The sequence below is a fragment of the Polyangium jinanense genome (assembly GCF_028435365.1).
In genome coordinates, this window is the sequence record NZ_JAGTJJ010000059.1 from 1 (window position 1) to 25,071 (window position 25,071).

Consider the following 25,071-nt stretch of genomic DNA (forward strand, 5'->3'; position numbering starts at 1 on the left):
GAGGCGCTCGTGCTGGCGACGTACGGGCTCTTCCGGCTCAAGCGATTCCTCTTGAGGATCGGCCCGCGCATCCGTGCGGTCGTGGTGCCTTACCTGGAAGGCCGTTCGATCCGGGAGATCGCCGAAGTGCTCGGCATCAAAACGAAGACCGCCTACGCCCGCATCTCCCTCGCCCGACGGCACCTGCAAACGCTCGCGCTCGCCTGATCCGCCTGCGTTTGCGTTTGCGTTTGCGTTTGCGTTTGCGTTTGCGTTTGCGTTTGCGTTTGCGTTTGCGTTTGCGCCTCCGCTTCCGCTTCCGCCTCCGCACGCGCCTCCGCCCCCGCCTCCGCCTCAGTTCAGCGGTGTGTCTTGCAGCCTGCCACTGATCAGGGCAGCGTGGCGGTCGGAGGCGATTCGATGCGCGCGCTGTGGCACACGCTGTCGTGGATTCCCCTGGTTTCCGGCTGCATCCCGCGGGGCTCGGCCCGGGACATCGCGCCGAACCCCGCCGGCGTCGCGCAGTCCGCGCCGTTCGAGGGCTTCCGGCGCGGCATCAACCTGGGCAACGCCCTCGACGCGCCGAACGAGGGCGCGTGGGGGGTGACGCTCGACGAGCGCCATTTCGAGATGGCGGCCGCTGCGGGCCTGGATCACGTCCGGCTGCCGGTGCGCTTCAGCGCGCACGCCCAGGCGAGCGCGCCGTTTACCGTGGACGCGGCGTTCTTGGAGCGCGTCGACTGGGCGCTCGATCGGGCGGCGGCGCGGGGTCTGTCGGTGATCCTCGATTTCCACCACTACGAGGAGCTGATGAAGGAACCGGCCGCGCACACATCGCGGTTCCTGGGGATCTGGACGCAGCTCGCCGAGCGCTACGCGAGTCGCCCCCCCAGCGTGGTTTTCGAGCTGCTCAACGAGCCCAACGGAAACTTGAACGCCAACATCGTCAACGAGATCTCCAACAAGGCCATCGCCATCATCCGCGCGAAAAATCCCACGCGGCGGATCATCGTCGACGGGTACTTCTGGGCCTCGGCCGATTGGCTGGACGAGCTCACGCTGCCCAAGGACGACCCCAACCTGATCCCCACGTTCCACATGTACCAGCCCATTCTCTTCACGCACCAGGGCGCGCCGTGGATGGCCCCGGAATACGGCACGACCGGGATCGTCTTCCCCGGCCCGCCGGCAGCGCCGCTCACGCCCGTCGAGGCCGCGCAGCGGGTGGGCTGGGTGAACGATTGGTTCAGCCGCTACAACACGCAGCCCCTGTCGCAGAACCCAAACGGGCCGGCTGGTGTGCGGGCCGAGTTCGAGAAGGTGGACCGCTACATCCAGGCCACCGGGCGCCGGGTGTACATGGGCGAATTCGGCTGCATCGACAATGCCGATCAGCAATCGCGCGCGACCTATGTGCGCCTGGTCCGGCGCGAGGCCGAGCTGCGCGGTATTGCCTGGGCGTACTGGGACGACGGGGGCACCATGAAGGCGATGGACGTGAAGACCGGGAACTGGGTCACGTACCTGCAGGATGCGCTCTTGCGCTGACCCTTGCCCGGGAAGGCCTGCACCGAAAGGGGGTCGGTTCGGGCACGCGGGTGCGGACGGAATCGGACGCGCGCCGATATGCGATTCGCGCGTACGCCGTGCTCGCTTATCATGGTACGAGCCCCGTTCGCCGCGTCGCACTCTCCAGGACTGACCCCTCGCCAAGGAGCCTCATGGCACGCTTGAACCTGTTCGACCCCGAGTTCCGCAAGGACCCGTATCCGTACTTCGCCGAGCTGCGCCGGTCGGCACCGGTGACGCAGGTCGATCCCGGCGGGATGTGGGCCGTGAGCCGCTACGACGACATCGTGGAGATCTTCAAGCAACCCACGCGCTTCTCGTCCTATGGCCAGCGCGCCGCGGCCATTCAGCCATGGATCGAGCGTAACCCGCTGGCCGACTCCATCGCCATGATGGACCCTCCGCAGCACGGCAAGTACCGCGCGTTCGCCACCGACGCCTTCAAGGTACGCGTCCTCCCGCGCATCGAGCCGCTGGCCCGCGCCGTTGCCCGTGATTTCGTCGTCCGTGCCCGCAAGGGCGGCGAGATCGACGTGTGCGACGACATCGCCTCGGCTATGCCCATGGGCGTCATCGCTAACCTCCTCGGCATCGAGAGCGCGCACCGCCAGCGCATCCGCGCATGGAACGACGATATCATCGCCATCAATCCCGGTACGCCACCCGAGGCCCAGCCGCGCATCCGCGCGTCCATCGCGGAGCAGGAGCGCTACCTGCTGGAGGTGATCGAGGAGCGGCGGCGCGCGCGGCGCGATGATCTGGTGAGCGACCTGCTCGACGCCCAGATCGAGGGGCACCACCTCACCGACGACGAGATCCTGAGCTCCCTCTTCGTCATCATCGTCGCGGGCTACGAGACCTCGTCCCACATGCTCACCTGCGCGCTGCGCATCCTCGCCACATACCCCTCGCTGCTCGACCGCCTGCGCGCCAATCCCACCGAGATCCCAAACTTCATCGAGGAGCTTTTGCGCTTCGAGTCGCCGGTGCAAATGGCGGTGCGCCTGTCGGTGGCGGAGGAGGAAATCGCCGGGGTACGCGTCCCCGCAGGCGCAATTCTGCTGTTGCTCGTGGCCTCGGCCTGTCGCGACGAGCGCTACTTCGAGGACCCGGACCGCTTCGACATAGACCGCAAGCAGCGCGCGAGCATCTCCTTCGGCCACGGCATCCACTTCTGTCTCGGAGCCGCGCTGGCACGGGCCGAGGCGCGCTTCGCGCTCGAGGAGATCCTGCCGCACATCCGCGGCGTGCACGTCACGCGCGAACCCACCTGGAACATGTCGCTGACCGCGCGCGGTCCGCTCACTTGCTGGATGAAGTTCGACCCGGCCCCCTGAGCATGGGTCTCTTGTTGAGGCCGCCGCGCCGGGGCGAAGCCCTCCGATCCCGGGAGGGTGCGAGATCAGCCGAGATCAGGGGACGTGTGGCACCGGGGTTCTGCAGGATGCTGGTCACCGGTGGTTGCCGCTTGCTCGCCGAAGCGCGGAGCGGGCCCCTGCGGAAGGAAGGCTACACAATGTTCTAGCACGCTCTGGTTGGGCTGATGATCGCTTCCGCGTCCCTCGCGGGCTGTGCCGTGGGGGGCGACGAGATCGAGGAGGCCGAACTCGCGTTCGAAGGCCTCGATGACAGCGACGGGCGCGAGCTCGAGGGCGGCGACCAGATCGCGCTCGAGGGCGCCGGAGAGGCGCCGGACCCGCTCGACCGTGGGCGCGCCTGCACCCAGGCGGAGTGGAACATCGCCGAGCACCACGCGTGGGTGAACCACGGCGCGCCTGCGGCCTCGGCGATCACGTTCGTCACGAGCTGCACCGTCAGCAACGGCTGGATCGTCTACACCTACACTTACCCCTGATCGGTACGCCGGCACCGAACGCGGCAGGGCGTTGTCGCGAGCGCGACCCCTCCCCCCGCGTCGCGCAATCCGGTTCGTAAAGTCTGGCGTTGCGCCAGAAAAGGTCGCGGATACTCCCCCGCGTCACTTCCGCTGACCTTGCGCGCGCCGAACCCGCCCGCGCTCTTCCTGGGTCGAGAGAAGGAGCGGGAGGTATGTCTCACGCCGTCGGCGTCATGGGTCGAGACGTCAGCGCTGCTGTCTTGGCCGGCAGGGTCGTCGTTGGTCTTGACCTGGCCTGTTCGATGAACTGCGCGTTGCGCAGTTCATCGACCCCGGGTCCAGCGCTTGCGCTGGTCCGGGTCCAGGGGCGGATAGCCCCGGTGGGGCCTGGGGCAACGCCCCAGCTCAGCGCCTCCCAGATGAGACCAATGGGGCCCTCCAGCCGACCCCAATCCAGGCCGATTTCCGCCCCAACCCATGCTCTGCCGGCGGGCGCCGTCGATGGCTAGAGTCAAAACATCATGACGACTTCAGCAACCCATGGGCGCCGCGTTTTGATCGTTGGACTTGGCATTGCCGGCATCGCCACGGCCCTGCGGCTGCACCGCGCTGGCTGGGAGCCTGTGATCATCGAGCGTGCACCCGAGCGCCGCAAAGGCGGCTACTTCATTGGCCTCTTCGGCACGGGCCAGGCGTCCGCCAAGCGGCTCGGCGTGCTGGAGGCGATGGGCAACCGCAATCACCCGCAAAGCAAGACGTTCGAGGTCGACCGGGCCAATCGTCGTCGCAAGGGCATGGCCTTCGCCGACGTGCCCGGCGCGCCGCGCATGCTGCTGCGCGGCGATGTCGAGAATGCGCTCTTCGACGCGCTGCCGGAGCAGGCGGAGATCCGCTTCTCGACGGTCCCCACCAGGATCGAGCAGGGAGAGCGCGGCGCCGAGGTCACGATGACCCACACGAAGACCGGCGCGACGGTGACCGAGCGTTTCGACCTCGTGGTGGGCGCCGATGGAATGCGCTCGACCGTCCGGAAGCTCGTCTTCGGCCTGCACGAAGACTACCTCTACCCGCTGAACTACATGATCGGGGCAGCCATCCTCAGCAAACCCGTCCGCGGCTACAACCTGCATGATGGGCTGGTCCTGGCCGAGGCCGGGCGGTCGGCGTGGGTCTTCCCCTTCGCGGACCACAACCCCGGCGTGCTCTTCTCCTACCGCGTGGACGACGTCGATGCGCAGTTCCGAAGGCCCCCCATCGAGTCGCTGCGCAAGGCGTACGGACCGGAACCGGCAGGGCCCGTGCTGAGGCAGCTCCTCGACGATTTCGCGGCCGCAGACGAGTACCTGTTCGACTCGGTCAACCAGGTTCGCATGAATTGCTGGCACAAGGGGCGGGTCGTGCTGGTCGGCGATGCCGCGTGGTGCTTGACGCTGTATTCAGGAATGGGCGCTTCGACCGGCCTGGCCGGGAGTGAGCTCCTTGGCAACATGCTGGAGAAATACCCTGACGACGTGGGACGCGCGCTCGTCGCCTGGGAGGAGAAGCTGCGCCCGTTCATCACGGAGCTGCAGGCCGACGGGGTGAAAATGAGGGCGTTCTTCACCCCGTCCGGGGAAGCTCAGCGGATCCTGCGCTCCGCGTTCCTCCGCCTCGCCAGCTCGCCCGTCACGCGCCCGATCTTCGAAAGGTTGACCATCAAGGACAAGCTGAAGACGCGCGACATCGTCGTGCAGGCATGATGTGTGGTCCCGAAGGGTTCTGGTTTGTCTTGCAGATTGGGGCCGTGTCGTGAGATCCATACTTCCGTGGGCCTGGGTGATGGCGGGAGCTTCTGGTCAACGAGCCACGTTCGCGCCGCGGGGGGGCGAGCCGTAGCGCCGATCCGCAGCGCAGTGGCCCTTATTCGAGACCGACGGAAACTGAGAGACGGGAGAGACGCCATGCCATCAACCATCATCCGTTGCACTGCCCTGACAGCCGCCTTCGTGCTCCTTCTCGGATGTGCGCCCACGGTTCCCCCCGCTCCCGACGCCCCGGCGGCGACCCCAGCCGCGTCAACGAATGCGAAGGCAGACTGTGCCCCTGCTCCTCGACGTACGTTGACCGTCGCCCTCTACCCCTTCCTGCCTGATTACCAGAGCCTCTTTTACGATATCGAACACAGCTTCGAGCGCGACCACCCCGACGTCGACCTGCAGATCATCGACCTTTCTGCCAATTACTACAACGAGGACGAGCCCCAGGCGATCACGAATACCAACGCACAAGTCTACGAGCTCGACGGCGTCTTCTTGGCGGACTTCATAGACCAGAAGCGGATCCAGGCGCTCCCAAAGGAATTGGTGCCCCCCGCGAACACCATGGTTCAGGTGGCGGAGGACTCCGCGAAAGTCAAGAATGAGTGGTGGGGCTTGCCCCATTGGGCCTGCACGAACTACATCTTCTATCGATCGGGTGACCCGCTCGGAAGCGCAGGCACGCTAAAAGATGTCGAGTCGCTGATAGGAGTCAAGCATTCGCCGGATCAAGGACTCCTGGTCGACGCGAAGGGCAAGTCGACCCTGGGAGAACTGTACCTCGATGCCACGCTCGATGAGCTCGGGGACCTGTCCGCTGCAGAACCGTATCTGCTTGACACAAACCTTCTCGGCGGCGCGACCGCAAATCTTCAGAGAGCCATAACTCTCTGCGACACAGGCATGTGCCGCGATTCCGATTATCACGAGGCAACCAGCTTTTACGCGCGACAATTCGCGAGAAAGCGTGGTCGAGCACTCGTGGGATACTCCGAGCGTCTGTACTACATCGCGTTGGAGCAACACGAATCCTGTCGAAAAGGTGAATGTCTCGACCTCGAGGACATCGAGATGAAGCCGCTTCCGCTTTCCGACAAGGGTTCGCATCCCTTTGCGTGGGTAGACATGCTGACCATCTCGACGACCTGCGACGAGAAGTGCTTGCCCGATGCCACCGCGTTCATCGCTCATGTCACGAGCTCCGCGGAAGTCAAACGCTCGCTCTTGCCGGCTCGCTACGGAGCGCCCCCGCGGTATCTGCTCCCTGCCCGAACCGATCTGTATACGGACAAGGATGTTCTTGTCGCGGCGCCGCTCTACAGCAAGCTACGGCCCGCACTTTCAGGCGCCATTCCCGTGCGAGGACGGAAGCTCAATGCACGCCTGCGCGCCATCGGAAAGAAACTCGACAAGGAAATCCTCAAGCCGTGAAGTCACGGAGCTCTGTCCCGGTGCCCTCGGATCTCGTCTACTTCACCGAGCGCGGATCAGGACCGCCCCTCCTGCTCATACATGGGTTGATGATCACGGGGGAGATGTTCGAGCCGGTCATCGAACATCTCGCAGCCCGGCATCGCGTGATCGTTCCAGACCTGCGCGGCCACGGGCGGAGCCGGGGACTTGCGCCGCCGTATACGACGGCACAGCTTGCATCTGACCTGTCGCGCCTGCTCGACCATCTGGGCATCGACTCTACCGCGGTGCTCGGCTATTCGCAGGGCGGTGCAATTGCGCAACAACTGGTCCTCGACCACCCCCGTCGATGCGACCACCTCGTGCTCGCATGCACCTACGCCTTCAACATGGCGACATTGCGCGAGAGGATCGAAGGCCACATCGTGCCGTTTCTCATCCACGCCCTTGGCATGAGGCGGTTTGCGAAGCTCGTCCTCGCACAAGGATTGAAGCAGCTTGCCAAGGAGCGTGCCGACTGGGTTATCGACCTCATCGCGAACCAGGACGACAAGATGATGGTGTCCGCGTGGAGGGAGGCGATGGCGTTCGACAGCAGGCGCCGTCTGGCCCAGATCCGATGTCCGACGCTCGTCATCGCCGCCTCGAACGATGACGCGGTCCCGATCCACCACGCGAAGATGCTCCACGACGGAATCCCCGGGTCTCGGCTCGTCATGATCGATGGCGCTGGCCACGCGCTCATCTGGACGCATCCCGACGAGCTTGTGCGGGTGACGGGCGAATTCCTCGGGGGCTGATTTCATGAATGGAATGAGGTACTCGCCGGAGAATGACGGTTCCTGAAAGGGCAAAGGCCGCCGCGCCGGGGCGCTGCCCCGGGCCCCGCGGGGGCTGTTCGCCCCTCGACCCGAACCAGGGCAAGCCCTGGACCTTTTGGGGAAGAACTGCGCGATGCGCAGTTCTTCCCACAGGCCGCAGGCAAGACCAGGAAGGTGCGTTCCACGCTGGCGACGGGCACGTTGCCAGTTGAATCGTCAACGCCGCGGTTTTGGTGGGCAGGGTCGTCGTTGGTCTTTGAACCTCCTGCCGGAGGTCGAGTGACCTCCGATCGGAGGTCGAGTGACCTCCGATCGGAGGCCCTCCATCTCCGCCAGGCGATCGTCCACCTCACCCCGGAAATCGCCCACGTCCGCCCCGACGTCACCCACCTCCGCCCGTGGGTGCGAAAACCTCCGGCAGGAGCTAGCCCCTCTCCGCCGGGAGGTGGCCCCTCTCCACCAGGACGTCGTTCCTCATCTGGGAGGACCTCACCCGCTTCCGGCAGGACGCCGCCCACCTCCAGCAGGAGTTCATGGATGCCCGGAAGGACGTCCCCCGCCTCCGCCAGGAGATCGCCAACCTTCGCCAGGAGGGTCACGGCTCACTCGCCCGTCCCACTTCTCCTTATTTTGTTGCCACGACACGCACGTTCACATACGGTGCAAACACACCGCATCCGACGGGGACACACCCCAGGAGGAATCGTGGCACACGTTCCCATCGCACCGTTCACCGGCAAGCTTCTCATCGATGCCAACGCCGCCAAGGAGATCATCTTCGACCTGGCGCCGGGGGCCGGGCGTATGCTCAAGCGCGCGCAGGAGGGGCTCGAAGACGTCCTCCTCGAGGTGCCCAGCGCCCTCACAAAATACGCCGCGACGCTCGGCGTCTCGCTCGACTTGATCGGGCGCATCGCGACCTCCACCGCGAACGTCAAGCTGCTCAATGAGCTGCTCGGCGACGCCCGCAAGCTGGTCGAGGTCCTCGAAGAGAGCATCGCCTACCACGAGGATCAGCGCGAAGCCGAGTTCTCCCAGCTCGCCGAGACCGTCAAGCGCACCGTGGCCCGCAAGGACCCCTCGGTCGAAGCGGCATTCGAAAAACTCCTCAAATACGTCGCGCAAGTCGGCGTCAAGGCCGCCGCGACGCGCCGCAAGAACGAGGCGGCCGCCGCCGCCAAGACCCCGGCCGCAGACGGCACCTGAAGCTGTCTCCAGCACGTCCGCGTCGCGTCTGCTATCGTCGGCCGCGTCGGGACCCCGTGCGCACCTTCCTCCTCATCGCCCCCTACTTCGCGCCCCAGGCCGCCGTCGGCGCATACCGCTGGGTCAAGCTCGCGCGTCACCTCGTCCCGCGAGGCTTCCGCCCCGCCGTCCTCTGCGCGACCTTCCCCGAGGACGCCCGCGATCCAGAGCTCGTCCGCGCCCTGCCGCCCGAGGTCGTGACCCACGACGCCTACGTCGACCGCCGCATCCTCGCCGCGCGCGACGGCCTCACCGCCCTCGAAAAACGTCTCCGCGGCCCCAAGCCGGCCCCGCGTGGCCCCGCACGCCCCATCGAGGGCCTGAACCCCTTCCGCGACCTCGGCGACCGCTGCTTGCTCCACGGCCCGCACGCCGCCCACGAAGCCGTCGAGCTCGCCCGCCGCGAGGACGCGCGCGCCGTGGTCGTGAGCGCGGGTCCCTTCTCCTGCCTGCCCGTGGGCGTACACGTGGCCCGCAGCCTCGGCCTGCCGCTCGTCCTGGATTTCCGCGACCCCTGGGGCCTGCACGAGTCCGGGGCCGCGCCGCCACGCGACGCCGCCGAGCGGGCCCGCCATCACGTCGTCGCCGCCCTCGAACAACGCATCCTCGCGCGCGCCGACCACGTCGTCCTGAACACGCGCCGCGCCCTCGCCGCATACCAGGAGCGCTACCCGTTCCTCGCCGGCAAATCGTCCTTCGTCCGCAACCATTTCGACGCGTCCCTCTACGACCCCGCCCCCGCGTCGCCCGAGCCGCCCGCGCGATTCACGATCCTGCACACCGGCACCTTGCGCGCCGAGACACGCGTCGACGACATCGGCCGGGCGTTGCGCCTCCTCATCGACCGAGAAAACCTCACCCCCGCGGACCTCGTGCTCCGGCAGATCGGTCGCGCAACAGAATACGAGCGCGCCGAGGTCGAACGGCTGGGGCTCTCGGGTTTCGTCGAGTTCGCGCCGACGATCCCGCAACGCGCCCTGCTCGGCGAGCTGCGCCGCGCCCACGTGCTGCTTTCGATGGTGGATCCGCGCGTGGTCCTGCGGATCGCGGCGAAGACGTACGATTACATCGCCTCGGGGATGCCAATCGTCTCGATCACGGAAAACGTCGAGGTCGACGAATTGCTCGCGCACCGTTCGGACAACCGGCGCATCCGGCCCGGGGACGTCGATGCACTCGTGGCGGCCCTCTCAGCGCATTACGAGCAATTCCGAAGGGCGCGCGCGCTGCCCACCCCCGTCCCGGCGCCAGCCGAGTTTTCCTCGGAGACGGCCGCAGATCGGTTTGCAGCAGTGCTCGACGGCCTCGTGTCCGGTAGGCGCTGAGCTGGGGCGTTGCCCCAGGCCCCACCAGGGGCTATCCGCCCCTGGACCCGGACCAGCGCAAGCGCTGGACCCGGGGTCGATGAACTGCGCGATGCGCAGTTCATCGAACAGGCCGCAGTCAAGACCAGCGAAGGCCCTGCCAGGCAAAGCGGCGGCGCTGCCATTTCGACTGGCAACGCTGTACCTGGTCTTGCCACCGGCTCGTGGAAGAACTGCGCATCGCGCAGTTCTTCCAACCCGAGTCCAGGGCTTGCCCTGGTTCGGGTCGAGGGGCGAATAGCCCCCGCGGGGTCCGGGGCAGAGCCCCGGCGCAACGGCCTCAGAACTGCCCGCCGAGCCGGAGGCCGCCGCCTCCGAGATGGGCTTGCTCTCCGACGAACGCGGACACTGTGCCATAGAGGCTCACGAACACCGGGCCGATGTTGAAATCGATGCCGGCGGAGGCGAAGAAGCCGAGATCGGGTTGGTAGGAAGTGGAAGCGGTGTGGGCGCGCGGGGCGTGGACGAGCGGCATGATGCCGCCGCGTATCCAGGGATCGGCCTCGGTGCCCTGGGCTGCGTGGAGTTCCGCGTAGCTGCGGAGCCCCACCGAGTAGAAGTTGCAAGGGCTCTCCCCCAGCCACGGATCAGCGCAATGATATCCTTGGGAGACCTTGAGTGGGAGCTGCAAGGCTCCGCCGAGCCGGAGGTGCGGGGTCAGCGCGTACGAGACCTCGGGGCCGTGCACGAACATGACGCCAGGAGCGTTGAGGGCGAGCGCACCCTCTATGAAATGGTTCGTTCTCCAGCGGGGAAAGGGCTTCTTTGCCGGGGCGTGCGGAGGCGGAGGCTCGGCGGCCGACGCTGCCGCGGCGATCGAGCCGGGAGCGAGGCATGAAACAAGGGCGAGGAGGTGTCGCATGCGTGCCTTCATCGAAGGGATCAGCGCTTGCGCGCTTCGGCCAAAAGCGTCAGCCCGCTGTCTGGCCGCCGCGCGTGATCCTCGGCGAAATCCGAGATGAACTTGCCCACCGTCCCCAGCGCCGCGTACCCGATTCCGTGCAGCGGCATCAGGAACGGCGGCAGATCGTCGAGCTTCCACGACAGCCGCGCCAGCGCGAGCGTGATGGGCGTCGTGAGGATGTAATGGTATCGCTCGAGCACGAGCCCGGCTCGTTCGAGTTTTTCCTGCAGGTGCTCCATGGTGTAAAAATTGTTTACCGCGTACCTCCGGCGATGCGCCTCGCGCTCCGCGTCCGTGACCTCGGGGTTCGACAGGCTGTCGGCCGAGAGAAACAGCTTTCCGCCGGGCCGGAGCACGCGGCTCACGTGCTCGAGCACGCGGTCCTCGTTTCGGAAATGCTCGATGACGCAGAACGAGATCACCTTGTCGAACGAGGCGCGCTCGAAGCCGAGCTCCTCGGCGTCCATGTAATGATAGTCCGTCCGCTCGCTCTGGTGCTTGCGTTGCGCCTTGGCGAGACGTTTTTCATGGATGTCCACGCCGACCACGTGCGCGCCTCGCGCCGCGATACGCGCGTCGTAATACCCGTCGCCGCAACCGATGTCGAGGACCCGCTCCCCGGGCTGCGGATTCAGCCATTGCAGCAGCGTCGAGCACTCCTCGATGCGGCGGAAATGCCAGTGGGCGAGCGTCTCCATCATCGATACCATGGGTTTCGTCGTTCCGTTCGGATTCATTGGGAAGCCCCTTTCAAAATTGACCGCCGATACGCACGCCTGGGCCGAACACCGGCGAATGATCCCCGGTGAACAGGTTCGCCGTCCCGTACACGCCGGCGACGAACGGCCCTACGTGGATGTCGAATCCCAGCGATGCAATGAACATGCCCTCGACGCGCAATCGCAGGTCGGGCCTCAGTGGGTCATGGTGCGAATAGATGAAGGGGACGCCGATACCCGCGCGGGCCCACGGATCGAAGACGGCCTTCGGGCGGGCGTGCGCCTCCACGAAGCCGATGGGGGCGACGTAGTTGAAGGTGCAATCGAACCCCCGTTCCCAGCAATATTCGGCCGACCCCACCCCGATCGGGAGGCTCAGCGCCGCGCCGAGCCTGACGTGTGGATGGGCCAGGTACGAGAACTCGAGCCCCGCGACGCCGCTCTCCGCGCCGCCGATGCTGTAGCGCATCTCGAAGAACCCATTGACCTGGTAGGGCCGCGGAGGCGGCTCCTCCACCTTGGGTTCGTACCGCTCGTACGGATTCGTCAAATCCTTCGCCGCCGCCGCATTCGTCACGGTCCCGAGCGCGAGGAGGATGGCAAGGATGCCGCTTTGTTTTCTCCAGTCGAACGAAATCATCGCGAAGCTCCTCTCGTCCTTAGAATCGCCCGCCGAGACGCACGCCCGGTCCGAACACCGGGACATGGGTCCCCAGTGAACCCATACGCCGTCCCGTAGGCGCCCACGACGACCGGTCCCGCGTGGATGTCGAAGCCCAGGGAGCCGGAGAGCAGGCCTTCGATCTGGAGCCCCGAACCTCGGTGAATCCATTGATTTGATGGGGCCGCGGCCGCGGCGCTTCCGTCCGGGACTCGGCATTCGAAGACACGTCGACCTTGGGCTCTTCTGCCGCCGCAGCATTCGTCGTCATCGAGAGCGCGAGGACGACGGCGGCGAAACGCTTCGTGGGCATGTGCGCCTCCGCCGCGATGACCGAGCAAGACAGATGCCGAGCGAGAAAAGCCGCACGAACCCCCCGAGGCGTGTCTCCCCTCCTCCAAGCACGCGGGTGGAGCCTTACTTGGGTGTCGTGGTCACGCCACGGCGCGTCTGTCGTGGTGTCGCCGTTTCTCTACAGGGGCGCTCGTGTCCGGGTGTCGTCGCCGCGCCACAACCGCTTTCGAAACGACGAAGGCCGCGCCCTTTCGAGCGCGGCCTCCGTTCGTCCGGCGCGTGTTCGCGTCAGTCCTTGCGGTACATCGTCACGACGCAGGCCCCGCCGAGGCCGAGGTTGTGCTGGAGGGCGACCTTCGCCCCCTCGACCTGGCGCGCCTCGGCCGTGCCGCGGAGCTGCCAGACGAGCTCGGTGCATTGCGCGAGGCCGGTCGCCCCGAGCGGATGGCCCTTCGAGAGCAGGCCGCCCGAGGGGTTCGTCACGTACTTGCCGCCGTACGTGTTGTTCCCTTCCTCGATGAACTTCTCGGCCTCGCCCTCCTTGCACAGGCCGAGCCCCTCGTACGTCACGACCTCGTTCGCCGTGAAGCAGTCGTGGAGCTCCACCACCTGCACGTCCTCGGGCCCGATCCCCGATTTCGCGTAAACCTGATCGGCGGCCGTTTTCGTCATGTCATAGCCGATCATCTTGATCATGCTGTCGCCGAAGCTCGACGCATAATCCGTGGTCAGCGACTGCGCCGCGATGTAGACCGCGTTCGAGATCCCCTTCTTGCGGGCGAAATCGTCCGAGCAGAGGATCGCCGCCGCCGCGCCGCACGTGGGCGGGCAGCACTGGAAGCGCGTCAGCGGATCGAAGACCTCGGGCGAGGCCATGATCTGCTCGAGCGAGAGGACCTCGTTGAAGAGCGCGTAGGGGTTCTTGCTCGCGTGCTTGCGCGCCTTCTCCGCGACCTTGCCGAACGTCTCGCGCTTCGCGCCGTACTTCCAGCGGTACTCGCGCCCCGCGCCGCCGAACATCTGCGCCGTCGGCGGCGCCTGGTTGAAGCCCTGCACGCGGTTCATCACGTCCAGGTGCTTGTCCATCGGGTTCGTTCGATCGGCCCACTTCGCGTTCAGCGCGCCCTTCTCCATCTGCTCGAAGCCGACCACGATCACGCACTCGGCGAGGCCGCCTTCGATGGCCTGCCGGCCGAGGTAGAGCGCCGTCGAGCCGGTCGAACAGTTGTTGTTCACGTTGATGACGGGAATGCCCGTCAGGCCGACCTCGTAGACCGCCCGCTGCCCACACGTGCTGTCGCCGAAGACGTACCCGGCGTACGCCTGCTCGACCTCGTTGTAATCGACGCCCGCGTCCGCGAGGGCCGTGCGCGCCGCCTTCGCGGCCATCACGTTGTACTCTTCGCTGGCGCCTGGCTTCTGGAACTTCACCATTCCGACGCCGATGACGTTGACTCGCCTGCCCATTTGAGCCTCCTTCTGCGAACGTGCGCGATTAACCCAAAAGCCCCTTCAAGAAGTGCAGGCGGTTCGAGGCGATACGTACGTCGCCGTCGACCCGCAGGCGGCCCGTCTGGAACAGCCGCGCCTCCTGCTCCTTCCCCGACACGAGCGCGACGAAATCCTCCGTCGAGAGCGTGAGCACCGCCGACGGGTTCGTCGCCCGGCCCGTCGCCACCGTGGTTTTGCCACCGGTGAGGTCGACGTGCCAGTCGCCCTCCGTCAGCCGGAACTCGATGATCGCGTCGACTTCCTTTGCAAGCCCGGACGATTTCCCGAGCCGCTCCTTCAGCGCATCGAACACCGCCGCCGCACCCGGCCCCTTCGGCGCCGCCGCCGCTTGCGGAGCCGTCTCGGCCTTCACCTCGCCGCTCGCGGCCTTCGCCTTGTGCGCCGCGATGGCGGCCTTGGCCTGCTCGGGATCGATCTTCTTCATGAACCCGAGCTTCTGCGAGGCCATCACATTGCCCGAGATCTTGAGCTTGCCCTCGAAGTAGAGCTTCTGCGGATCGGCCTGGCCCGTGGCCATCGCGAGCCAATCCGACGACGCGATCTCGAGCACCGTATCGGCCTTGTCCGCGCCCGCGCCCGGGAAGACCGCGCCCTTGCCGTTCTTCAGATCGATCGTCCAGGTCGCGTCCGGGCCCTTGAGCTCGAACTGGAAGATGGTCTTCACCTTCTCGACGACCGCCGGGTTTTTCTCGACGTAGTCGCGAATCCCGATGAACACGTCGCCGGCCGGATCCTCGGCCGTCTTCGCGGGCGCCGCCGCAGCCGGAGCCGCCGCGCCGCCGGCCTTGGCCTTGTGCGCCGCGATGGCGGCCTTGGCCTGCTCGGGATCGATTTTCTTCATGAACCCGAGCTTCTGCGAGGCCATGACGTTGCCCGAGATCTTGAGCTTGCCCTCGAAGTAGAGCTTCTGCGGGTCGGCCTGGCCCGTGGCCATCGCGAGCCAATCCGACGACGCGATCTCGAGCACCGTGTCCGCCTTGTCCGCGCCCTTGCCCTCGAAGACCGCGCCCTTGCCGTTCTTCAGATCGATCGTCCAGGTCGCGTCCGGGCCCTTGAGGTCGAACTGGAAGATGGTCTTCACCTTCTCGACGACCGCTGGGTTTTTCTCGACGAAATCGCGGATCCCGATGAACACGTCGCCGGCCGGATCGTCGGCCGCCTTCGCGGGCGCCGCCGCAGAAGCAGCCGCCGCGGGCTTCGCCTTCGGCTGCGGGATCTCCTTCCAGAGCTCGATCGCCGCGTTCGAGATGACGACCTTGTCGCGCTCCTTGACCTTGCAGCGGAACACGATGCGCTCGTCGTTCTCCTTCCACATCTCGGTCACCACGGTCTCGCCCGGGAACACGCTGTCCGCGAAGCGCACCTTGATGCTCTTGAACTTGCGCGCGTCCCCGCCCGCGAACGTGTGGATCACGTGCCGCGCGGCGTAACCGAACGTGCAGAGCCCGTGCAGGATCGGCTTCGTGAAGCCGAACGCGCTCGCGAAGCTCGGGTCGGCGTGGAGCGGGTTCCAGTCGCCGGAGAGGCGATAAAGAAGCGCCTGGTTGTCGGGGATCTTCTGTTCGATCGTGGCGTCAGCTGCGCGCTCCGGCGGCACGTTGATGTCCGACGACGGCCCGCGATCGCCGCCCCAGCCGCCCGCGCCGCGGATGACGGCCGTGCTCTCGTTGCGCAGGAGCACCTCGCCCGACTCGTCCGTCGTCCGGATCTCCGTGACGACCAGCGCGTTCTTGCCCTTGTCCCAGATCTCCTTGACCTTGGCCTTGTGCGTCAGCTTCGCCTTCGGCGGCAGCGGGCGCGTGAGCTCGAGGTACTGCTCGCCGTGCAGGAGCCGATCGAGCCCGTAGTTCATGCCCGGCGCGGTCTTGCCCTGCTTGGCGAGATCCATGAGCGCCGAGAGCGCCGCCACCACGCCGTACGTGGGCAGCGGGACGAAGCCCTGCCCGTGCAGCTCGTAGACGTAGCGCAGCTCCTTCTCGTCGAGCGGGTTCTCCGCCGCGCCGACGCCGAGCGCGTAGATCGAAAGATCACGCTCGTCGTAGCTCGAATGAACCGGCGGATACTCGTACCCGAGCGCCTGATCGACGTCGATGAGGTCGTTGCCGCCCTTGGTGGGGCCGGCCTGCACGTTCGCCATGACCGGGCCCATCGACTGATTGATCTCGGCCGGATGCGTGGTCTTGTCGAAGCCCGCGATCGCGCCCCAGCTCTTCTGGACGTCCTCGATCTTGATGTCGCGCCCGAGCCGCACCGTCTTGCCCTCGGCGCGTTCCCAGCGGAGCTTCGCGAAGAAGCCGCCGCCCACCTCGAAAAGCCCGCCGGTCTCGGTCGAGCTCTCGTGACACAGGTAGGCGACGAGCGGGCTCACGTACTCGGGCCGGAGCGCGTCGATGAGCTCCTTCGGCAGCACCGTCTCCGTCAGGCGCGAGCCCGCGAGCGGCGCGATGGTGTTCACGAGAACGTTCTTCTTCTTGCCCTCGAGCGAGAGCGTGCTCGAGAGGCCGACGAGGCCGAGCTTGGCCATCGAGTAGTTCGCCTGCCCGAAGTTGCCGTAAATGCCGGCCGCAGACGACGTGAAGATGATGCGGCCGTAGCCCTGATCGCGCATGTGCGGCCACGCCGCGTGCGTGACGCGGAAGCTGCCGAGCACGTGCACCCGGTAGATGAGCTCCCAGTCTTCCTCGGTCATCTTGTGGAACGTGACGTCCCGCAGGATGCCGGCGTTGTTGACCACGATGTCGATGCGGCCGAACGCGTCGAGCGCGCTCTGCACGATCTTGCCCCCCTGCTCGACCGAATCGTAGTTCGCGACGGCCTCGCCGCCGGCCGCCTTGATCTCGGCGACGACCTTGTCCGCCGCCTCGGAGCTCGTGCCCCCGCCATGCCGGCCGCCGCCGAGATCGTTGACCACGACCTTGGCCCCGCGGCTCGCGAGCAGGAGCGCGTGTGCACGCCCGAGTCCGTTGCCCGCACCGGTAACGATCGCCACTCTTCCATCGAAACGAAGCTCGTTCGCCATGAGCTGGATCCCTCGCGCGAGAAAGTTTCGCGTACGAAGTATCCGACTCCGCGTGCGGCGTCAATGGTTTCGTGTGGACGAGAACGTGCGGAGGCCTTTTGCCAGGGCAACACACGTGCGTCCCGTCCGGGCATCAAGCGGCGCGGCGGGTCACCGTCGAGAGGCAATAAAGCAAGTGGTTGAGCCTCGTCCGGGCCTCGGCCGCGACCTCGCGCAGCGCCGCTTCCTCGTCGTTGGCGAGCGATTCGAGCAGGTCGATGATGACCACGATCGTCCGGTCGTCGTCGTCCTCGTACACGGCGAGGTTGCAAGGCACGAGGATGCCGACCTCCGGATCGGCCGACAGCGCCCGGTGCGCGAGCACGGGGTTACATGCTCCGAAGATCGTATACCGCCGGAAAGGCACGCCGAGTCGGGCGCGCAGCGTCTCGTCGATGTCGATCCGCGTGAGGACGCCGAATCCGACGTCCTTCAGGAGCTGGGGGATCTTCGCCAGCGCCTCGTCGTACGGGAGGTCGAGTGAAGCGCGGAGATTCGTTCGGGCCATGGTCCCCTCTCCGCGGAACGTGGCGCACCGCGCTGGCGATCGAAAGGGACGGAGGGCCGATTCGAGGATCGGCCGCCCGTCAGGCCGCCCGCGCGCGCTTGATCGTTTGTCGCGCCGCCTCGAGGAAGCGCGGCGGGAACGTGGCCGCGTCGAGGAAAAAGGCTTCGATGCTCGGCACCGCGTTCGGCATGCCCGCCCGCTCGTCGGCCACCGCGGCGACGAAGAGGTGCCCCGTCCCCCGCGCGAGCCACGTGTTCGGTAGCCCCGCCGCCGCGGGAAACGCCTCGCCGATGGGCCTGCCCGCGCTCTCCGGCATGTGCTTCGTCCGGCGCGAGCGGAGCCCGTCGGATGCCACGAAGAGCGCCCGATAAAAATCGCGCTTCTCCGGCACGGCCCGCGTGAGCTCGCGCGCGAGCACGCGCAGGTGTTGTTCGAGCAGGAGGCTCGGCATCCCGCGGTTCGAGAGCACGCCGGCGAGCCACTCGACCTGGCGCTTGATCGTGGCCTCGTTGTGCTCGGGCAAGGTCGCGAGGAACGCGCTGTCGCTCTGCGTGAACCGGACGCCCCGCTCGCCGTACCGGAACCCGTAATAGGGCGTGAGCCGCAGGGAAATCTTCCCTGCCCGGAGCGCCGCCTCGACCTCGCGTGGATCACTCGGCATGGGCGTCATGCCGGCCTCGGGGTTCAACGGATGCGACCAGGTGGTCTCGGCCGCCTCCCGCCTGCCCCCTCGAACCCTGCCCCCGCGTGTCCCCATGCCTTCCGTGTTCACGTCTCTGGTTCTCCCCCGAAACCCCTCGGAAGCAAGAGCCCTCGACCGGCAAACCCGGCCATGCGGTCGATGGTCTTGAGGAAGGTCTCGTAGAGCAGATCGTTGTCGCGGATGGCCCAGAGCACCTCGGCGTTGGCCCAGGCGGCGTCACGCGCGCGCCGGACGCTCCACATGGCCATCACGTTGTCCACCCGGCCGAGCGCCTCCTCGACGTCGCGAAAAACCCCCGTCGCGAGTTTTTTCGTCGCGACCTTCTCCGCCTCCTCCAGGATGTCGTTGATGAGGAGGTAATCGTCGAAAAACCCCGTCCCCCGCCGCGGCTCGATGCCTTTGCGACCGCACGTCTCGACCACGGCGATCGCGAGGTCGTGGTTGATGTGGGCGTTCATGCCGCAGAGGGCGTGCTGGAGCCGCGAGATCGAGCGCTCGCTGCGGGATTCGAAGAGCGGCTGCCAGGCGCGCGGCGACGATCCGGGGGCGCGGAGCTCGGCGAGGAAGGCGTCGAAGTAGAGGGTCGCGAAGACCACGTCGAGCTCCTCGAGCAGCACGGGCGTGGTGAACCGCCCTCGATCGAGCTCGGCGCGGATTCGGTCCGTCACGAGGAAGTAGAGCTCGTTGAAGGCGTGCACGCCGTCGGCGCTCGGCAGGGCGCCGTCGATGATCTCCATCACGGCGAGGACGTCGTGGATGGAGCGCTGGGGCCGCGCCTTTATCCGATCGGCGAGGGACTCGCGACTGCTCATGCGCCGCGAGGTTACCCCAGGGGACGTGCGGGCATCAAAGATCGAGCTGCATGCCGAGCTCGACGACGCGCTCCGGCGGCAGGTTGAAGAAGTTGGTCGCCCCGGTCGCGTTGCGCGACAGGAAACCGAAGATCGTCTCGGATACCTTGTCCATCTTTCCCTTGCCCGTGGCGAGCAGGGTCTCCCGGCCGAGGTAGTACGTCGTCTCGTCCGGCCCGATCCGGAGGCCGAGCTTGGCCTTCGCGACCGCGAGCAGCACCGGCACGTTCGTGTCTTCCATGAAACCGGAGCGGAAGATGATCCGGTAGAAATCGTCGGCGATGAGCGAGGCCTCGACCCGTTTCTCGGGCGGCACGCGCGGGATCCGCTCGGGAATCACGGTCACGAGCAGCACCACCTTCTGCAGGGCCTTGCTGCGGCTGACGTGGTGGAGCAGGACGGGCGGCGCCTCTTCGGCGCTCGACGTGAGGAAGACCGCGGCGCCGTCCACGCGGGCGGCCGTCTTTTCGGAGCGCAGCTCTTCCAGCACCTCGGAGAGCGGACGCGTGCGCTTCTTGAACTCCTGCCCGAGCAGCGCGCGGCCCTTCCGCCAGATCGCCATGCACACGAAGATCAACGAGGCGATGAGGAACGGCACGTAACCGCCATCGAAGAACTTGAGCAGGTTCGCGCCGAGGAACGCGAGATCGAACGTGAGGAAGAGCAGGAGGAGCGGCAGCGCCTTCGCGAGCGGCCAGTGCCAGCGCTCGCGCACGACGACGAAAAAGACGATCGACGTGATGGTCATGGAGCCGGTCACGGCGAGGCCGTACGCCGAGGCGAGCTTCGACGACTCCCGGAAGGAGAGCACGAGCACCATGCACGCGGCGAACAGGGCCCAGTTCACCTCGGGGATGTAGATCTGCCCCTCGGTCTCCGAGGAGGTGTGCTTGACCTGGACGCGCGGCAAGAAGCCGAGCTGCACGCCCTGCCGCGTGAGGGAGTAGGCGCCGGAGATCATGGCCTGTGAGGCGATGACGGCGGCCGCCGTGGCGAGCGCGACGAGCGCGTACGTGGCCGGGCCCTTGGGAACGAGGGAGAAGAAGGGGTTTGCCGCCGCCTCGGGGTGCTGGAGGAGGAGCGCGCCCTGGCCGAAGTAGTTGAGGACGAGCGACGGCATGACCATGCCGTACCAGGCATAGGTGATCGGCTTGCGGCCGAAATGACCCATGTCCGCGTAGAGCGCCTCGCCGCCGGTCACGCAGAGGACGACGGAGCCGAGGATGACGAACGCATGCCACTTGTTGGCGAGGAAAAACGTGACGGCGTACGCGGGATTGATCGCCGCGAGGACGGCGGGGTTCTTGGCGACGTAATAAGCGCCGAGGCCGGCGAGCGTGAGGAACCACAGGATCATGATCGGCCCGAAGACCTTGCCGATCCCGGCGGTGCCCCGCTTCTGGACCCAGAAGAGCCCGAGCAAGATGAGGACGGTGATCGGCAGGACCGCGGGCTTGAGCGAGCTCGCGCCGACCGCGAGGCCCTCGACGGCGCTGAGGACGCTGATGGCCGGGGTGATGACGCCGTCGCCGTACAGGAGCGACGCGCCGAAGAGGACGAGGGCGGCGATCCAGCCGATGTGCATCTTGTTCTTCGGCCGGAGGTTCTCGGGCACGAGCGCAAGCAGCGCCATGGTGCCGCCTTCGCCTTCGTTGTCCGCTCGGAGAACGAAGGTGAGGTATTTCACGGCGACGACCATGCTGAGCGACCAGAACATCAGGGACAGGAGGCCGAGGACGTTCTCGGGGCTGGCCCCGACGCCGTGGGGCGGGGTGACGCACTCCTTGACGGCGTAGAGCGGGCTCGTGCCGATGTCGCCGAAGACGACGCCGAGGGCGGCGAGGACGAGGCCCGGGAGCGCGCCGGGGGCGTGGCCGTGGCCGTGACCGCCATGGGCGTGGCCGTCGGCATGACCGGCGCTCGCGGCTGTGCCGTGGGCGGCCGCAGCGGCGTCGGCGGCGGCGTCGGCGGCAGCCGCCGCGGCGGCGGCCTCGTGGACTTGGAAGGCGCCCACGATGCTGGGTTCGTCGGCCATGGCAGGGGGCGGCTCGGAAGCGGCCTTCGGGGCCGCTTTCGGGGCCGGGGTCGGGTCGTCGTTCATCGCGGGGGCGACGCTACACCCAAGCGAGCGGGGGCGGAAGCGGGAGCGGGGGCGGAAGCGGGAGCGGGGGCGGAAGCGGGGGCGGAGGCGGGGCTCCCGCGCGGGGACGGCGGTGGCCTAGAGATCCACGCGCTTGCGGTTGTCCGATGACACGCGGTCGATCAGCTTGTTGTTTGGATCAAAGCCGGCTTCATAGGGCTCCGCGTCGACCACGACGGTCACCTCCTTTTGCTGCGTGGTCACGTGGTGGCGCTCCAGGTACAGCACCCCTTCGTCCGCCTCCTTGCCTGACTCGCCGCGCGCGAAGACGCCGACCTCGATCCAGTCGTCGAGCTCGCCCGCCGTCTCCTTGCCCTTGCCGTCGGCGTAGCGCTTGTCCGCGTAGAGCTCGAGGGTCACCTCGTACTTGCCATCGCTGCGCTTGCGTGCGGTCGCCGCCTGCACCCGGTTGTCGTAGAAGCAGATCTTCTCGAACAGGTCGGTGATCAGCGCCTCGTGCGCCGGACCGGCCTCGGCGCGGATGTACGCCAGAAGCTCGGCCGACGTCGTGAACGGCGGGTTCTGGTACCCTTTGTCCTGCAAGAACTTCTTCAGCGCGCGATTGAGCGTGGCCTCGCCGATCTCCTCGCGCAGGCGGTAGAACACCAGCGATCCTTTCTGGTAGTGGATGTACTGCTGGTTCTCCACCCGGTACAGCGGTAGCTCCTCGACCCGCTCGCCGCCGCGGCCGGCGAGGTACTTGTCGAGCTCCTCCTTGAGGAAGCGTCGCATCTTGGCGCGGCCGTATTCCTGCTCCATCACCATCAACGCCGAGTACTGCGAGAGCGACTCCGACAGCACGGTCGCCCCCTGCACGTTGGCGCCGATCACCTGGTGCGCCCACCACTGGTGCGCGATCTCGTGCGCGGTCACGTAAAACACGTAATCGACGGCGCTCTCGTCGCGCAGGTCGGCGATGAAGCCGATCGACTCCGAATAAGGAATGGTGTTGGCGAAGCTCTGGGCGAAGCTCGCGTACCCCGGAAACTCGATGATCCGCACCTGGCGGTGCTGGTACGGTGTGAAGTTGGCTTCGTAATACGAGAGCGACTTGCGCACCGCTTCGATCATGCGATCGACGTTGTACGGATGCTTGGGGTCGTAATAGATCTCGATCGGGATCTGCTCGGGCGTGCCTTCCTTGTAGAACCCCTTCTTCACCTTCCAGCGCGCCGACAGGAAGGCATAGAAGTTCAGCATCGGTCGGTCCATGGCGTAGCTGAAGCAGCGACGGCCGTCGCGCTCGAACTCCTCCTTCAGGTAGCCCGGCGCGAGCGCGATCTGATCCGGCGCGGTGCAGATGGTGGTATGGAAGAGGATCCAATCGGCATCGTCGCCGATATAGGTGTTCGCGCGCGCCGCCTGGTCTTCCAGCTTGGGCATGCGGGTGGGCTCACCCAGCCCGCGCTTGCGGCGGTCGTTCCGATCGTCGAGCTGCGCGCCCTCGTCGTAGCCGAACTGCGGGAACATGCGATTGTTGAAGAAGCTCCCGTTCTCGACGATCTGCGTCTGCTGTACCTCGTTGGTGATGCCGTTCGCGTGAGAGTCGAGGCGGAAGCGCACCTCGCGCTCCCCGCCCGGCTGTATCGGGTGCTTGAGACGATAGATGCGGTAGCCCAGGGGGGCATCGTGTTTCACGAGTTCGGCGTCGCCGAGGTCGATTGCGACGAGCGCCTTGTCGTCGGCGAGGCTGACGTGCACCTCTTGGATCGGCGAGGCGTGTGGGTTCTCCACGCGGTAGACCCCATCGACGCGCAGAACCTGCGTCTCGGGACGCAGATCGACCTGGATGGACGCGGCCTTGATCTTCGGCTGCGGCAGATTCTTGTAGGCGCCGTATTCTTTTTCGTAGCGCGCCGAAAGGTCGAGCTTCTGCTCCGGCGAGCGGTAGTCGTTGCGGATGTTCGTGTTCCAGAACAGGAAGCCGCCCACGGCCGCGAACGAAAGCAGGCTCAACCCGAACGCCGCACCCAGCCGGCCGCGCAGCCGCTCCCGCGCCACCACGAAGCGCTCGCGCCGGCTGCCGACGCTGCCGCGCACCCAGAACGCCACCGACAAGAGCAAGAGCGCAAGCAAGAGCAGGCCCCAGTACCCCTGGAACCAAAGCTGCGGCGACAAGAAGTGGCCATACCCGTTCATGTCCGAATACGGCGCGATCGGCCAGCTACCGAAGTTGTAGAGATGATGGGTGAAGTCGATCAGGCCGAGCGCAGTCTGCAGGATGAGCAAGAGGATCAGCAGCGCATACCCGACGAACTTGTTGTTGCTGAACACCTGCAGGGCCAACGCCATGCCGCCCATCAGCACATACACGCTGGAGTCGAGCGTCAGCGTCTTCAGGTACAAGAGCGGCTCGAGCTCGGTATACCCCTTCGCAAGCTGGATGAGCATCGCGGTGACCGCGCCGATGACCTGGAATGCGGCGATCACCGAGAGCAGGGCCCCGAACTTGGCGAGGAGTGGCACCCAGCTCGGCACGGGCATCGCGTCGGTGACCTCGTGGATCTTCGCGCCGCGCTCCTTCCACACGAGCTCGCCCGCGTAGAACAGCACGATGATCACCAGCAGGAAGCTGTAACTGCCCTGCAGCGCAGACAGCATCTGCGAGGTCACCGGGTAAATCGGTGTGGCATACATGGTGCGGCGCAGCAGCGCGGTCGGGATGAAGTTGGCCATGCCGAACGCGAGCATCACGAGGAACGGCACGCTGCGGAGGACGCCGGTGGTGTCGAAGCGGAGCTTTTGCAGGAGCTGCCGCCACACCGTGCGGGTCGTGAACACGGGCTCGGGCCTTTGCACTGCCGCCACGGCGACGGGCCGGGCCGCGAGATCCGCCGCGGCGAGCGGCTCGACCTTCGCATTCCGGCCCCAGCGCCGGCGACCGGTGCCGCTGCGCTCGGTCTTGAACAGCGCAAACGTCGCCGCAAACAGCGCCGCGGCAATGGTGGTCCATAACGCGCGGTTGGCGGCGAGGTAGCCCCCCATCGCCGGCAGGCCGGTATTGCGCTCCTCCGCCGACCAGTAGCGGATGGTGCGCTCGAGGGCGCGCGTGCCGAGCGGATCCATCAACGTCGCTGCCCAGACGTTGTCGAGGTTGCGCAGCAGCGCGGAGCTCACGCCGTACAGCACGAAGAACGCAATCACGCCGATGTAGACCCACAGGATGCTGCGTGTCACCACCGCCATCAGCGAAAGGAGCCCGCCGGTGAAGAGCAGGTTCGGGATCACGAACACCACGAACGCCCACAGGTAGGGCCTGAGCGATACCGGCCCGAGGCGCGCAGGATCGATCCACGGCATGAATTGCGCAATGAACATGCCCAGGCCGACCACGAGGTACACGATCAGGCTCGCCGTGAGCGCCGCGCCGAGCCGGCCCAGCAAGTAATCGCGTTTGCGGATCGGGCTCGAGAAAAATAGCTCCGCGGTGCCCTGGTCGAAGTCGCGCAAGAGAGCGCTGTTGATGAAGATCGTGATGACCAGCATCCCGAGCAAGGTGAACATCGCAAGCCAGGTGGCGAGCACCGTCGGCGCATTGCGGAAGACGTTGCCGATGCTCCCGCCCATCTGGACGGCCTCGCTGCCGGCCGCCCCAAAGGCCAGCAATCCAAACAAGCCGGCAATGAGCCAGAGCAGCGGAGAACGGAGCTGCTCGCGCAGCTCGAAGCGAAAGAGTTCACGGATCATGGCGGCCCTA

The 25,071-nt window shown here is 66.6% G+C and carries 19 protein-coding genes; 9 read left to right on the plus strand and 10 right to left on the minus strand.

What is annotated here, in order from left to right:
* The 9 genes from KEG57_RS45505 to KEG57_RS45545 all read left to right on the plus strand — a co-directional run.
* The coding region (locus KEG57_RS45505) for a sigma factor-like helix-turn-helix DNA-binding protein (protein WP_272459688.1) at positions 1–207 on the plus strand (207 nt) is incomplete at its 5' end.
* A 192-nt stretch (positions 208–399) separates the two neighbouring features.
* Positions 400–1,527 (plus strand): glycoside hydrolase family 5 protein, encoded by a 1,128-nt coding sequence (locus tag KEG57_RS45510; RefSeq protein ID WP_272459689.1) that lies wholly within the window; start codon positions 400–402, stop codon positions 1,525–1,527.
* Between the two features lie 173 nt (positions 1,528–1,700).
* Positions 1,701–2,885, plus strand: a complete 1,185-nt coding sequence (locus tag KEG57_RS45515; protein ID WP_272459690.1) for a cytochrome P450 — start codon at positions 1,701–1,703, stop codon at positions 2,883–2,885.
* 206 nt (positions 2,886–3,091) lie between these two features.
* The gene (locus tag KEG57_RS45520; protein ID WP_272459691.1) at positions 3,092–3,403 is read left to right on the plus strand and encodes a hypothetical protein; all 312 of its coding nucleotides are present in this window, start codon (positions 3,092–3,094) and stop codon (positions 3,401–3,403) included.
* Between the two features lie 503 nt (positions 3,404–3,906).
* Positions 3,907–5,124, plus strand: coding sequence for an FAD-dependent monooxygenase (locus tag KEG57_RS45525; RefSeq protein ID WP_272427904.1), 1,218 nt, complete (start codon positions 3,907–3,909; stop codon positions 5,122–5,124).
* Between the two features lie 360 nt (positions 5,125–5,484).
* The gene (locus KEG57_RS45530) at positions 5,485–6,612 is read left to right on the plus strand and encodes a type 2 periplasmic-binding domain-containing protein (protein WP_272427903.1); all 1,128 of its coding nucleotides are present in this window, start codon (positions 5,485–5,487) and stop codon (positions 6,610–6,612) included.
* Positions 6,613–6,632: 20 nt separating this feature from the next.
* Positions 6,633–7,394: an alpha/beta fold hydrolase gene (locus KEG57_RS45535; protein WP_272427902.1), complete on the plus strand. Its 762-nt coding sequence runs from the start codon at positions 6,633–6,635 to the stop codon at positions 7,392–7,394.
* Positions 7,395–8,120: 726 nt separating this feature from the next.
* Positions 8,121–8,621, plus strand: coding sequence for a hypothetical protein (locus KEG57_RS45540; protein WP_272427901.1), 501 nt, complete (start codon positions 8,121–8,123; stop codon positions 8,619–8,621).
* Positions 8,622–8,677: 56 nt separating this feature from the next.
* Entirely contained in the window at positions 8,678–9,985 is a 1,308-nt protein-coding gene (locus KEG57_RS45545) for a glycosyltransferase (RefSeq protein ID WP_272427900.1), read from the plus strand.
* 319 nt (positions 9,986–10,304) lie between these two features.
* On the opposite strand, the gene KEG57_RS45550 is transcribed toward KEG57_RS45545, so the two are convergent.
* The 10 genes from KEG57_RS45550 to KEG57_RS45595 all read right to left on the minus strand — a co-directional run bounded on the left by KEG57_RS45550 (position 10,305) and on the right by KEG57_RS45595 (position 25,061).
* Positions 10,305–10,886: a hypothetical protein gene (locus KEG57_RS45550; RefSeq protein WP_272427899.1), complete on the minus strand. Its 582-nt coding sequence runs from the start codon at positions 10,884–10,886 to the stop codon at positions 10,305–10,307.
* A 20-nt stretch (positions 10,887–10,906) separates the two neighbouring features.
* On the minus strand, positions 10,907–11,665 hold the full coding sequence (locus KEG57_RS45555) for a class I SAM-dependent methyltransferase (RefSeq protein ID WP_272427898.1): 759 nt from the start codon (positions 11,663–11,665) through the stop codon (positions 10,907–10,909).
* A 13-nt stretch (positions 11,666–11,678) separates the two neighbouring features.
* Positions 11,679–12,287 (minus strand): hypothetical protein, encoded by a 609-nt coding sequence (locus KEG57_RS45560; RefSeq protein ID WP_272427897.1) that lies wholly within the window; start codon positions 12,285–12,287, stop codon positions 11,679–11,681.
* 603 nt (positions 12,288–12,890) lie between these two features.
* On the minus strand, positions 12,891–14,069 hold the full coding sequence (locus tag KEG57_RS45565) for a lipid-transfer protein (RefSeq protein ID WP_272427896.1): 1,179 nt from the start codon (positions 14,067–14,069) through the stop codon (positions 12,891–12,893).
* Positions 14,070–14,097: 28 nt separating this feature from the next.
* The gene (locus KEG57_RS45570) at positions 14,098–17,133 is read right to left on the minus strand and encodes a peroxisomal multifunctional enzyme type 2 (protein WP_272427895.1); all 3,036 of its coding nucleotides are present in this window, start codon (positions 17,131–17,133) and stop codon (positions 14,098–14,100) included.
* 133 nt (positions 17,134–17,266) lie between these two features.
* Entirely contained in the window at positions 17,267–17,680 is a 414-nt protein-coding gene (locus KEG57_RS45575) for a DUF302 domain-containing protein (RefSeq protein ID WP_272427894.1), read from the minus strand.
* Between the two features lie 79 nt (positions 17,681–17,759).
* The gene (locus KEG57_RS45580) at positions 17,760–18,452 is read right to left on the minus strand and encodes a hypothetical protein (RefSeq protein WP_272427893.1); all 693 of its coding nucleotides are present in this window, start codon (positions 18,450–18,452) and stop codon (positions 17,760–17,762) included.
* Positions 18,449–19,195, minus strand: a complete 747-nt coding sequence (locus tag KEG57_RS45585) for a DUF5995 family protein (protein WP_272427892.1) — start codon at positions 19,193–19,195, stop codon at positions 18,449–18,451. Before KEG57_RS45585 ends, KEG57_RS45580 begins: the two co-directional genes overlap by 4 nt.
* 34 nt (positions 19,196–19,229) lie before the next feature.
* Positions 19,230–21,335, minus strand: a complete 2,106-nt coding sequence (locus KEG57_RS45590) for a potassium transporter Kup (RefSeq protein WP_272459692.1) — start codon at positions 21,333–21,335, stop codon at positions 19,230–19,232.
* A gap of 117 nt (positions 21,336–21,452) precedes the next feature.
* The gene (locus KEG57_RS45595; protein WP_272427890.1) at positions 21,453–25,061 is read right to left on the minus strand and encodes an ABC transporter permease/M1 family aminopeptidase; all 3,609 of its coding nucleotides are present in this window, start codon (positions 25,059–25,061) and stop codon (positions 21,453–21,455) included.
* Positions 25,062–25,071: the final 10 nt, after the last annotated feature.

Coding starts and splice junctions, on each gene's coding strand:
- KEG57_RS45510 (WP_272459689.1), top strand. CDS start 400: ATGCGCGCGCTGTGGCACACGCTGTCGTGGATTCCCCTGGTTTCCGGC.
- KEG57_RS45515 (WP_272459690.1), top strand. CDS start 1,701: ATGGCACGCTTGAACCTGTTCGACCCCGAGTTCCGCAAGGACCCGTAT.
- KEG57_RS45520 (WP_272459691.1), top strand. CDS start 3,092: ATGATCGCTTCCGCGTCCCTCGCGGGCTGTGCCGTGGGGGGCGACGAG.
- KEG57_RS45525 (WP_272427904.1), top strand. CDS start 3,907: ATGACGACTTCAGCAACCCATGGGCGCCGCGTTTTGATCGTTGGACTT.
- KEG57_RS45550 (WP_272427899.1), bottom strand. CDS start 10,886: ATGCGACACCTCCTCGCCCTTGTTTCATGCCTCGCTCCCGGCTCGATC.
- KEG57_RS45555 (WP_272427898.1), bottom strand. CDS start 11,665: ATGAATCCGAACGGAACGACGAAACCCATGGTATCGATGATGGAGACG.
- KEG57_RS45560 (WP_272427897.1), bottom strand. CDS start 12,287: ATGATTTCGTTCGACTGGAGAAAACAAAGCGGCATCCTTGCCATCCTC.
- KEG57_RS45565 (WP_272427896.1), bottom strand. CDS start 14,069: ATGGGCAGGCGAGTCAACGTCATCGGCGTCGGAATGGTGAAGTTCCAG.
- KEG57_RS45570 (WP_272427895.1), bottom strand. CDS start 17,133: ATGGCGAACGAGCTTCGTTTCGATGGAAGAGTGGCGATCGTTACCGGT.
- KEG57_RS45575 (WP_272427894.1), bottom strand. CDS start 17,680: ATGGCCCGAACGAATCTCCGCGCTTCACTCGACCTCCCGTACGACGAG.
- KEG57_RS45585 (WP_272427892.1), bottom strand. CDS start 19,195: ATGAGCAGTCGCGAGTCCCTCGCCGATCGGATAAAGGCGCGGCCCCAG.
- KEG57_RS45590 (WP_272459692.1), bottom strand. CDS start 21,335: ATGAACGACGACCCGACCCCGGCCCCGAAAGCGGCCCCGAAGGCCGCT.
- KEG57_RS45595 (WP_272427890.1), bottom strand. CDS start 25,061: ATGATCCGTGAACTCTTTCGCTTCGAGCTGCGCGAGCAGCTCCGTTCT.